The following is a 10,895-nucleotide window of genomic DNA, read 5'->3' on the forward strand; positions in this document are numbered from 1 at the left end:
GTCCGCGGCGTACTCGCGCCGCGGTGGCACGGGCTCCCCGGCACCGGCGGCGTCGAGCACGGACTCCAGCGCGGGCCGGGCCCCGGCACCGGGCGGACGGGTGAGCAGCGGGGTACCGGCCAGCTGTGCGGCGTCGACGCCGTCGGACCCGGCCCACGGGTGGCCGGGGGCGACGACGAGCACCAGCGGGTCCGATCCCACCGTCGCCGCGTGCAGGTCCTCCAGCGGGCCGGGCGTGGACACCACACCGACCGCCGCGTCACCGGACCGGACCGCCGCCGCCGGATCCGGGGTGTCGCGCAGCACGACCCGCCCGCCCGGACCGTCGCGCAGCTCGACCAGCCAGGCCTGCAGCAGACACTCCGCGACCACCGGGTTCGCGGCCAGGACGACGGTGTCCTCCCCGGCCGGCTCGTCGCGCAGTGCCGCGACCGCGACGTCCAGATCGGATGCGGCTGCCAGCAGCGGGCCCGCCCACTCCACGAGCAGGACCCCGCGGGTGGTGAGCCTGCTGGACCGCCGCCCCCGGCGTGCACGTTCGAGCACCGGGCCCCCGACCTGCTGCTCGGCGGCCCGGATCCGCGCGGACGCGGCCTGCACCGTCAGCCCGAGCCCCTCGGCCGCGGCGGACATGCTCCCGGTGCAGGCGATGTCACGGAGCAGGGCGAGAGCGGTCAGGTCGGGGACGCGTGCGGGTGCGGTGGCCATCGGGACCAGCCTAGGTGGCGGGCGGGGTCACACCCCGAGCAGCCCGCGGAGGTAGGCCGCCTGACCGGCGTGCTGGAGGTCGTCGCCGACCACGCTGACCAGGCGTTCGCCGAGGGTCACGTTCTCCCCCCAGGTGGGCGGCAGGACGCGGGACAGGTCGTCGTCCGCGAGGCCCGCGAGGTGCCCGACGGTGCGCTCGTGTACCGCCGCGCCGTAGCCGGACAGCAGGTCCGCGGTCGTGCGCACGGCGTCGACCTGCGACGACGTGTGACCGAACCCGGTGTCGGCGACGTCGAGGTCCAGGCCGAAGCGCTGCGCCCAGCCCTCGCCGGTCCAGACCTGGTCGGACCCGAACGCCTCGGCGACGTGGTCGTCCTGCACCCGCAGCAGGTGCCACACCAGCCAGCCGATCGGGTTGCCGGGGCCGTCCGCACCCTCCGGGCGGCGGGCGAGGTCGGCCTCGGACAGGCCGTCCACCACCTCGCGCACGAGCTCGTCGATCCGGCCGACGTGGTCGGTCAGCAGTTCAGCGGTCGTCGTCATGGGACGGGCTTTCCCGTATGCGGGCCCCCGCATGCGGGTTACGGTGGTCGGTGGTGACCGAGAACGTGAGGACCCACAGCGCGCACTGGGGCGTGTTCCACGCCCGGTGGGACGGCAGCAGGCTGCGGGTCCGCCCGCACCCGGGCGACCCGGACCCGTCCCCGGTGCTGGACAACATCCCCGCGGCCGTCGGGCACGCCGCCCGGGTCGCCGCGCCCGCGGTGCGCCGCGGCTGGTGGGACCGCGGCCCGGGCCGTGACCCCGGTCGTGGGCGCGACGGCTACCGCACCGTGTCCTGGGACGCCGTGCTCGACCGGCTCGCCGAGGAGACCCACCGGGTCCGCTCCACCCACGGCGACGAGGCCGTCTACGGCGGCTCCTACGGCTGGGCGTCGGCCGGGCGCTTCCACCACGCCCAGGGCCAGCTGCACCGGTTCCTCGCGCTGACCGGGGGCTACACCCGCTCGGTCAACACCTACTCCGGCGGCGCCGCCGAGGTGGTGCTGCCGCACGTGCTGGGCACCTTCGACGCGGTGACCCGCTACGCGGTGACCTGGGACCAGGTCGCGGCGCAGACCGACACCGTCGTCGCGTTCGGCGGGATGGCGCTGAAGAACTCCGCGATCGCCGCGGGCGGGGTCAGCCGGCACGTCGAGCGCGGGGCCATGCGCGCCGCCCGCGACCGGGGCGCGGTGTTCGTGCTGGTCAGCCCGCTGCGTCCGGACCTGCCGGAGGAGGTGGACGCCACCTGGCTGCCGATCCGGCCCGGCACCGACGTCGCGCTGATGCTGGCGCTCATGCACACCGTCGTGGAGGCGGGGCGGGCCGACACCGACTTCCTCGCCTCGCACTGCGACGGCTGGGACCGGCTGCGCGAGTACCTGTTCGCCGCCCCGGCGAAGGACGCCTCGTGGGCCGAGGGCGTCACCGGCATCCCGGCGGCGACGATCCGCGAGCTGGCCTGGCGGATCGCACACGGCCGCACCCTGGTGACCGTCGCGCAGTCGCTGCAGCGCGCCGAGCACGGCGAGCAGCCGGTCTGGGGCGGGACGGCGCTCGCTGCGGTGCTCGGTCAGATCGGGCTGCCCGGCGGCGGCTTCAACTACGGCCTCGGGTCGCTCGGGCACTACGGGCGCAGGCGCAACTCGGTGCCGGTGCCCACGTTCTCCCGGGCGCCGAACCCGGTGACCTCGTTCATCCCGGTCGCGCGGGTCGCGGACATGCTGCTGCACCCGGGGGAGACCTACTCCTACCAGGGCGTCGGGCACACCTACCCGCACGTGCGGATGGCGTGGTGGGCCGGCGGCAACCCGTTCCACCACCACCAGGACCTGCGCCGGATGCGACGCGCGGTCGCCGAGCTGGACACGTTCGTCGTCCACGACCCGATGTGGACGGCCACCGCGCGGCACGCCGACGTCGTGCTGCCGTCCACGACGACCCTCGAACGCGACGACATCGGCGCCACCAGCTCCGACCCGCTCGTCGTCGCGATGAAGCAGCTGGTGCCCCGGCACGGCGAGGCCCGCGACGACTACGACGTGCTCGCCGCCCTGGCCGTGCGGCTCGGGCACGGCGAGGCCTTCACCGAGGGCCGGACGTCGCACGAGTGGCTGGTCCACATGTACGACCGCACCCGTAAGGGCCTGGCGGACCGCGGGCTCGACGCGCCGTCGTTCGAGGAGTTCTGGGAGCGCGGCGAGCTGGAGCTGCCCCAGCGCCCCGACGACGGCGGGGTGCTGGCCCGCTTCCGCGCCGACCCCGTCGCGCACCCGCTGCCGACGGCGTCCGGCCGCGTCCAGGTCGGGTCCGGCCCGATCGCCGCGCTCGGACTGCCCGACCACCCCGGTCACCCGGCGTGGATCGAGCCGACCGAGGTCCCCGACGACCGGCACCCGTTCTGGCTGGTCTCGAACCAGCCGGCGACCCGGCTGCACTCCCAGCTCGACTTCGGCGCCCACTCGGCCGGGTCGAAACGCTCCGGGCGCGAGGTCGTGCGCATCCACCCCGACGACGCCGCCCGGCTCGGCATCGGCGACGGCGACGTCGTCCGCCTCCACAACGACCGGGGCGCCTGTCTGGCCGCGGCGCGGGTCACCGACGACATCCGGCCCGGCGTGCTCCAGCTGCCGACCGGGGCGTGGTGGGACCCGCGTCCCGACCCGGACCGTCCCGAGCTCGGCGACGACGGCCTCTGCGTGCACGGCAACCCGAACGCCGTGACCCGCGACCGGGGTACGTCGGGCTTCGCGCAGGGGTGCAGCGGTCAGCTGTGCGCGGTCGCGGTGGAGCCGTACCGCCACGAGGCCCCGGAGGTCACCGCGCACACCCCGCCGGTCACGCCGGCTTCGCCGTGACCGGCTGGGCCAGGCTTCTCTCGATCTCCTCCAGGCTGCGGCCCTTCGTCTCGGGCAGCAGCCGGGTCGCGTAGATGTAGGCGGCCGCCGTCGTCATCGCGAAGAACAGGAAGTTCCAGCCCGCGCCGAACGCCTCGAGCAGCGACGGGAACAGCAGCGCGACGGTCATGTTGAACAGCCAGTTGAACGTCACACAGAACGCGACCGCGCCGGCGCGGACCCGCAGCGGGAACAGCTCCGGCAGCAGCACCCACTGCACCGGGCCCCAGGAGATCGAGAACGAGGCGATGTAGACGACGATCCCGGCCAGCGTCAGCCCGAGCAGCAGCGGTCCCTGCTCCAACCCGACCAGGTTGGTGACAGCCAGAACGATCATCGCCACGCACATGCCGACCGCGCCCCAGCGCAGCAGCGGGCGTCGCCCGGCGCGGTCGATCAACCACATCCCGGGCAGCGTCATCAGCATGTTCACCGCGCCGATGCCCACGTTGGCGCCGATCGCGCCGGTCGCCCCGAAGCCGACGTCGGTGAGCAGGGTCGGCGCGTAGTAGATGATCGTGTTGATGCCGACGAAGTTCTGGAAGAACACCAGCAGCATCCCGATGAGGGTCAGCCGCCGCAGCCGCGGGGAGAACAGCGTCCCGATCGCGACCTTCTCGGTGTTCTCCCGCTCGACGCGCACGCTCTCCCGGATCTCCGACAGTTCGGCCTCGGCCGCCTCCGGGGTACCGCGCAGCCGCTCCAGTACGACCCGCGCGTCCTCCTCGCCGCCGTCGGGCTTCTGCGCGACCAGCCAGCGGGGGCTCTCCGGCTGGGTGTAGATGCCGATGGCGAGGACGACCGCGGGGATCACGCCGAGACCGATCATCCAGCGCCAGTCCCGGGACTCGGCGAAGGCGAAGTCGGTGACGTAGGCCAGGAAGATCCCGACGGTCACCAGCAGCTGCATCAGCGACGTCAGCCGTCCGCGGATGCGGGCCGGGGCCAGCTCGGACAGGTACATCGGCACGACCACCGACACGATGCCGATGCCGACGCCCATCACGAACCGGAACCCGACGAGCATCGCGACGTTCACCCCGAGGGCGGCGCCGAGCGTGCCGATGACGAACACGATCCCGCCGAGCAGGATCAGCAGCCGCCGGCCGAGGGTGTCGGCGAGCTTGCCGGAGACGCCCGCCCCGAGCATCGCGCCGACCAGCAGCCCGGACACCACGGTGCCCTGTTCCAGCGACGACAGCGGGATGTCGTCGGGGATGAACAGGATCGCCCCGGAGATGACGCCCGTGTCGTACCCCCACAGGATCCCGCCGAGTGCCCCGAAGAACCAGATCGCCCACTGCGACGGCCGCTTCGCCGTCTGCGCCCCCGAACTCATCGGCCGATCCTCCGGTGGCCCGTTACGGCCCGCAACACGAGACGTCAGGCGGCGTGTCGTGAGGCGTCGAGCCGGCGGCGGCCGCCGTCGGTGGCGGCGTCGATCTCCCGCACGCCCAGTGCCTTCGCCAGCCCCGACGGCGGCATGTCGCCGTAGATCGTCTCGAATTCCCCGGCCACGAAGGTCTCGTGCCAGATCCCGACGGCGCCGGGGTAGCGGCGGGCGCGGCGGTTGAATGCGGCCCAGGCCGGCCGGTGCGTCGCCGCGGTGTCGCTCGCGTAGGCGTAGAGGGACTCGCGATCGCGCCAGTACTGCACGAGGAACGGGCCGCCGGGGCCGATCCCCGGGCGGGTCCCGAGCAGCCCGTGGGCGGGGTCGCGCTCCAGCTCACGCAGCATCCCGGACATCGCGCTCACCACCGGCAGCCAGGCCCGGACCTTCCAGGGCCGGTTGAAGCGCATGCCGATGAGGAACACGACGACCGGCCCGTCGGTCGGCTCGTTGGTCGTGCGGGTGTACGGCGCCATCGGTCCACTCCCTCGTCACGGTGCTGTGTGGATACCGAGACTATCCGATGGCGGCGAGTGGCGCTATCCGTTCTGGTCGAGCCAGGCCCGGACCTCGGCGGAGTCGGCGCCCAGCGGCGGGGGAGAGCGGCGGTAGGACGGTGGGGTCACCGACCAGGTGACCGGGTTGCGGACGGTCGGGACGGCGGCGGCGTCGTCGGCCCGGACGACCGGGTCGAGGCCGAGCTCCTCGGCGAGGGCGACACCGCCGTCGACGGTGTTGATCGGGCCGCAGGGCACGCCGGCGGCGGTGATCGCGTCGTACCACTCCTGGGCGGTACGGGTGGCGAGGCGGGCGCGCAGCCGCTGCTCGATCTCCTCCCGGTGGCCGATCCGGTCGGACATGGTCGCGAAGCGCGGGTCCTCGGCCATGGCCGGGTCGCCGAGGACGGTCGCGAGCTTGCGGAACTGGCCGTCGTTGCCGGCGATGACGATGAGGTCACCGTCCGCGGTGGGCATCGGCTGGTACGGGAAGACGCTGGGATGGGCGTTGCCCATCCGGCGGCCGACCGCGCCGGCGGCGACGTAGGCCTCGGTCTGGTTGACCAGGGTGGACATCGCGACCGACAGCAGGTTGGTCTCCAGCAGCTGGCCCTGCCCGGTCCGCTCCCGGTGCCGCAGCGCCGCGCCGACCGCGAGTGCGGCGTGGAGGCCGGTGAGGACGTCGAACACCGCGACCCCCGCGCGGAACGGCGGCCCGTCGACGTCGCCGGTCAGGCTCATCAGCCCGGACACCGCCTGGACGAGCAGGTCGTAGCCGGCCAGGTGGGCGCCGCCGCGGGCGCCGAACCCGGTGATCGAGCAGTACACGACCCCGGGGTTGCCGGCCGAGACGCTGTCGTGGTCCAGCCCGAACCGCGCCGCGCCGCCCGGCCGGAAGTTCTCGACGACGACGTCGGCCCGCCGCGCCAGCTCGCGTGCCGCCGCGAGGTCGCCCGGGTCGGTCAGGTCGAGCACCACGGACCGCTTGTTCCGGTTGATCGACAGGTAGTAGGTGGAGATGTCGCCCTGCTCGGGGTCGCTGACCACCGGCGGCTTCCAGGTGCGGGTGTCGTCGCCGCCGGGACCCTCGACCTTGATCACCGTCGCGCCGAGGTCGGCCAGCATCATCGTGGCGTAGGGTCCGGCGAGGACGCGGGAGAAGTCGGCGACCAGCACGCCGTCCAGCGGTCCGCCGGTGGGGTCGTCGCCGAGCGGGGAATGATCCACGTCCCGGCACGCTAGCCGCGTCGCCGCACCGGCGACAGTCGCGACGCGGCTCACGGTGGGTCGGGTGCGAGGTAGGTGTGTCCGGTGGGGGTGGTGGTCGTGACCCCGGCGGGTCCACGGGCGACGCGCCAGCCGGGTTGTTCGCGGACGTGGTTGTGGAACTCACACACCCCCCGCCCGTTGTCCAGCTCGGTGCGGCCGCCGTCGGCGGTGCGGTGGATGTGGTCGAGGTGGCGGACGGGTGCGTCGCAGTAGGGCTCGGTGCACCGGTTCTCCGCACGGGCCCTCACCAGGGTGGCGAGCAGGCCGGTGAAGGTGCGTCGGCGGGAGTCGCCGCCGGTGACCAGACCGTGGTCGGTGAGCAGCCGGCGCAGCGCCTTCGTCCCGTCGGAGGTGGCGAGCAGATCGGCCGGGACGGGCCCGAGGCCGGGGATCTCCGCGGGGAGCGGGGAGGTGGGGTCGAGCAGGGCCTGGACCGGGACGGTGACCTGGACCTCGAGGTTCACCGCGGTGGCGGTGGTCTGTCCGGTGACGCGTTCGACGAGGGTGTCGGCGAGGACCTGTCCGCGGGTGCGGGTCAGCGGCGCGGGGTTGACCTGGACCTCGACGAAGGCTTTCCGGAGGGCGGCGAGGCAGGCGGCGCCCTGTTCGACCGGCACGTAGGCGGTCAGGTAGCTCATCGCGTCCGGCGCCGGCCGCAGCGTGACCCGGCGTTCGGCTCGGGCGGTGTGGACGCGGGCGCGGAACCGGTCGGGGGCGATCTCGGCGACCAGCCGGCGGGTCATCGCGCGGAGCCGTCCGATGCCCAGGCGGGTCAGGTCGTGCAGGGCGAGACGGGCATCGACCTGCCTGCGCCGGCGCGCATCGAGGTCACGGCATTCGACTGCGATCGCGGAGACCTTCGCGGCGCTGAGCTGCCCGGCTATGTGCAGGTCCCGGACACGACCGAACCCGGCGTACAGGTCCCGGGCGTTCGCCACCCGGGTGCGGGCCTCGGCCGTGGAGACGCGGCAGGCGAGCTGGACCTGCGCGACCACACTGCGATGGAGCTCGTCGGCGTCGGCGCGGTCGTCGGTGAGCCTGTTCTCGACGTGTGCCTGGGCGAACGCCCGGATGCGCGTCGCCTGGAGCGCGGCGAGGGACGACTGCAGGGACTCGATCTGCCGGATCTGGTCGATCAGGTCGGCCTCGGAGAGCACGGAGACGTCGTCGTCGACGACCTGGTCGATCAGGAGCCGCAGCAGCGCGAGCTCACCGGACGCGAACCCGCGCCCGTCCACGCCGGGGGCGTGGACGGGAGGCTCGTGGGTCACGGTCACGCCACCGAGTATAATCGAACACATGTTCGATACAAGTTCAGTCGCCGCAGGTGGAGGGCCGTTCGCCGTCCCCGGTATCCCGGACCTCAGCTCCGGGCGGCGTCGCGGGCCACCGCGTCGGCCAGCCGCGCTGCCACGGCGGAGGCACCGATCGGCTCGGCCTGGGCGTTCACGACCGTCACGTCATCGCGCCCCGAGGTGTAGTGGCGCCCCGTCCAGCGCACCCCACGCGGTGTCCGCAGCTCCCGGACGTTGCCGGTGCCGTAGGTGTCGACGAGGCGCTTCAATCCCATCGCGTCGGCCGTTCCGGGTATCTCGACCGCGGCGACGGCCACCACCACCCGCGCGCCACCCTCCCGCACCTCGAACGACGCCCGGCCGACCCCGACACACGGGGTCCCGACGAAGAAGTCGCGCACGCGACCGTAGGACACGGACCCGCAGTCGGTCCGGACGTCGCCGCCGAGGCGGTGCACCTCCCGCCCCGCGCGGGACAGCCGTCGTGCCGTCCCGTCCTGGCTGCGGTTCTTCGCCCGGACGCTCCGCGAGGCCGATGCGCCGGACCCCGAGGAGCCTGCCGCAGCCGACGAACCCGACCCGGCGACCCCGCCGGCGGCGCCGCCGCCCAGGCCTCCGCCGGACACGGCGAGCCAAAGGGCCAGCAGCAACGCCCCGACGCCCGTGCTCGCCTTCACGAACCGCCCGTCCGGGCCGCGCTCCTTGTGCCGTGCCAACCGTCCCCCACCCGTGAGTCCACGCGGAGTCGTCGCCGGGGGACGGGGTGTTACCTACTCCACGTCCCCGTCGACGTAGAACCACCGCCCGTCCTCCCGGACGAACCGGCTGCGCTCGGCCAGCACCCCGTCCGTCCGATGGGCCCGGAACTCGACGGTCCCGTCGGTGGAGAACATCGTCCCGCCCGAGCGCGCCACGATCTCCAGCCCCGTCCACACCGACCCCGGCTCCAGCCGCAGCCGTCGCGGCCGCGTCGACGGGTGCCACGACGCCAGCAGGTACGCACGGTCGCCCCGCACGAAGGCGGTGTAGCGGCTGCGCATCAGCGCCTCCGCCGTGGCGGCGGGGCGCCCGGCGAGCACGGGGGCGCAGCAGGTGTCCTCGGGGCGGCCGGTACCGCAGGGGCAGAGCACGGTCGTCGAGCATGCCCCATCCGGCATGTGAGGTGCCCGACCGACCCGAAGGGACAGTTGACCACCTCTACGGACGTGTGGTCGTCTCATCCGTCGCCGAGCCGTGTACCGCAGGAGGAATGCCGACGTGACGGACTTCTACGACGTCCTGCACTCCCGCCGCGACGTACGCACCGGCTTCCGGCCCGACCCGGTCGACGACGAGGTCCTCACCCGCGTCCTGCAGGCCGCGCACGCAGCCCCGAGCGTCGGGTTCTCCCAGCCCTGGGACTTCGTCCTGGTCCGCGACGCGGGCGTCCGCGAGCGCGTGCACGCCCTCGTCTCCGCCCAGCGCGACCGCTACGCCGCGTCGCTGCCCGCCGCCCGCGCCGAGGCGCTGCGCGCGATCCGGGTGGAGGCGATCCGCGAGACCCCGCTGAACGTCGTCGTGACCGCCGACGCCACCCGTGGCGGCCGGCACACCCTCGGCCGCCACGAACGCCCCGAGATGGGTCCGTACTCCGCCGCCCTCGCGGTGCAGAACCTGTGGCTGGCCGCCCGCGCCGAGGGCCTCGGGGTCGGCTGGGTGTCGTTCTTCGGCGACGACGGCCTCACCGAGCTCGGCGCGCTGCTCGGGCTGCCCGCGCACGTCGAGGTCGTCGCCTACCTGTGCGTCGGCCATGTCGACGCCTTCCCCGACCGGCCCGAGCTGGAGCAGCACGGCTGGGCCCGGCGGCGCCCGCTGGACTGGGCGGTGCACCAGGACACCTGGGGCGCCCGCGGGCTGCCCGGCGCCGCGCCCACCGCCCTGCTGGAGTCCACCGTGGACGCCGTCGCACCGGTCGACGGGGTCGCCCGGGCCGCGGCCCTCGACCGGCTCGACCGGATGACCAAGCCGCGTGGCGCGCTCGGCCGGGTGGAGGACGTGGCCGTCGCGCTCGCCGGGATCGCCGGGGCCGAGGTGCCGCCGGTGCCGTCCCCGGCCGCGGTCGCGATCTTCGCCGGCGACCACGGCGTGCACGCCCAGGGCGTCACCCCGTGGCCGCAGGAGGTCACCGCACAGATGGTCGCGAACTTCACCGCGGGCGGTGCGGTGGTGAACGCGTTCGCCCGCCAGCTCGGGGCGGAGGTCCTCGTCGTCGACGTCGGGGTGGCCGCCGGGCTCGACCCGGTGCCCGGCCTGCTGCCCCGCAAGGTCGCCCGCGGCACCGCCGACATGACCACCGGCCCGGCCATGACCCGCGAGCAGGCCCGCGCCGCGCTCGAGCACGGCATCGAGGTCGCCCGCGACCTGGTCGCCGCCGGGAACCGCTGCCTGCTCACCGGGGACATGGGCATCGCCAACACCACCGCCGCGGCCGCGCTGGTGTGCGCGTTCACCGGCGCCGACCCGGCCGTCGCTACCGGGCGCGGCACCGGCGTCGACGACGAGACCCTGGCCCGCAAGGCCGACGTCGTGCGCCGCGCCCTGGAGCTGCACCGGCCCGACCCGGCCGACCCGCTCGGGGTGCTCACCGCCGTCGGCGGGCTGGAGCACGCGGGGCTGGCCGGGTTCGTCCTGGGCGCCGCCGCGCTGCGCGTCCCGGTGGTGCTCGACGGCGTCATCGCCGGCTCCGCCGCCCTGGTCGCCGCCGCGTTCGCGCCGGACGTCGTCGGCTACTGCCTGGGCGGGCACCGCTCCGCCGAGC

General features: G+C 74.5%; 10 protein-coding genes. 2 read left to right on the top strand and 8 right to left on the bottom strand.

All coding sequences use genetic code 11. The features are described from left to right. Together GTW08_RS09445 and GTW08_RS09450 are read right to left on the bottom strand one after the other, a co-directional pair. Nucleotides 1-708 (bottom strand): LysR family transcriptional regulator (locus GTW08_RS09445; protein WP_161151780.1); only part of this gene is annotated, 708 nt, incomplete at its 3' end. A gap of 27 nt (nt 709-735) precedes the next feature. Further along, nucleotides 736-1,251, bottom strand: a complete 516-nt coding sequence (locus GTW08_RS09450; protein WP_073574978.1) for a mycothiol transferase — start codon at nt 1,249-1,251, stop codon at nt 736-738. 53 nt (nt 1,252-1,304) lie between these two features. Here GTW08_RS09450 and GTW08_RS09455 point away from each other — a divergent pair, with 53 nt between their 5' ends. Further along, the gene (locus GTW08_RS09455; protein WP_304580080.1) at nt 1,305-3,608 is read left to right on the top strand and encodes a molybdopterin-dependent oxidoreductase; all 2,304 of its coding nucleotides are present in this window, start codon (nt 1,305-1,307) and stop codon (nt 3,606-3,608) included. Here GTW08_RS09455 and GTW08_RS09460 read toward each other — a convergent pair. From GTW08_RS09460 to GTW08_RS09485, 6 genes are all read right to left on the bottom strand, one after another. Further along, nucleotides 3,589-4,986 carry a sugar porter family MFS transporter gene (locus tag GTW08_RS09460; RefSeq protein WP_073574976.1) on the bottom strand — a complete coding sequence of 466 codons (1,398 nt, stop codon included), beginning with the start codon at nt 4,984-4,986 and terminating at the stop codon, nt 3,589-3,591. The genes GTW08_RS09455 and GTW08_RS09460 overlap by 20 nt on opposite strands. Before the next feature lie 44 nt (nt 4,987-5,030). Then, on the bottom strand, nt 5,031-5,513 hold the full coding sequence (locus tag GTW08_RS09465; RefSeq protein ID WP_073574975.1) for a DUF4188 domain-containing protein: 483 nt from the start codon (nt 5,511-5,513) through the stop codon (nt 5,031-5,033). 63 nt (nt 5,514-5,576) lie between these two features. Further along, the gene (locus tag GTW08_RS09470; RefSeq protein WP_073574974.1) at nt 5,577-6,761 is read right to left on the bottom strand and encodes a CaiB/BaiF CoA transferase family protein; all 1,185 of its coding nucleotides are present in this window, start codon (nt 6,759-6,761) and stop codon (nt 5,577-5,579) included. A gap of 50 nt (nt 6,762-6,811) precedes the next feature. Then, entirely contained in the window at nt 6,812-8,080 is a 1,269-nt protein-coding gene (locus tag GTW08_RS09475) for a DUF222 domain-containing protein (protein WP_073574973.1), read from the bottom strand. Nucleotides 8,081-8,166: 86 nt separating this feature from the next. Next, nucleotides 8,167-8,814, bottom strand: coding sequence for a hypothetical protein (locus tag GTW08_RS09480; protein WP_073574972.1), 648 nt, complete (start codon nt 8,812-8,814; stop codon nt 8,167-8,169). Between the two features lie 54 nt (nt 8,815-8,868). Beyond that, nucleotides 8,869-9,228, bottom strand: coding sequence for a YchJ family protein (locus GTW08_RS09485; RefSeq protein ID WP_253067602.1), 360 nt, complete (start codon nt 9,226-9,228; stop codon nt 8,869-8,871). A gap of 127 nt (nt 9,229-9,355) precedes the next feature. On the opposite strand from GTW08_RS09485, the gene cobT reads away from it, so the two are divergent. Continuing rightward, nucleotides 9,356-10,895, top strand: a 1,540-nt coding sequence (gene cobT / locus GTW08_RS32935) for a nicotinate-nucleotide--dimethylbenzimidazole phosphoribosyltransferase (RefSeq protein WP_346009885.1), incomplete at its 3' end; no start/stop codon positions are given.

Origin of the sequence: Pseudonocardia sp. SID8383 (genome assembly GCF_009864975.1) — a bacterium.
GTDB classification, from domain to species: Bacteria; Actinomycetota; Actinomycetes; order Mycobacteriales; family Pseudonocardiaceae; genus Pseudonocardia; species Pseudonocardia alni.

What these genes read in the sequence shown, in the direction of transcription:
- GTW08_RS09460 (WP_073574976.1), bottom strand. Translation starts at nt 4,986, where the DNA reads ATGAGTTCGGGGGCGCAGACGGCGAAGCGGCCGTCGCAGTGGGCGATC.
- GTW08_RS09465 (WP_073574975.1), bottom strand. Translation starts at nt 5,513, where the DNA reads ATGGCGCCGTACACCCGCACGACCAACGAGCCGACCGACGGGCCGGTC.
- GTW08_RS09450 (WP_073574978.1), bottom strand. Translation starts at nt 1,251, where the DNA reads ATGACGACGACCGCTGAACTGCTGACCGACCACGTCGGCCGGATCGAC.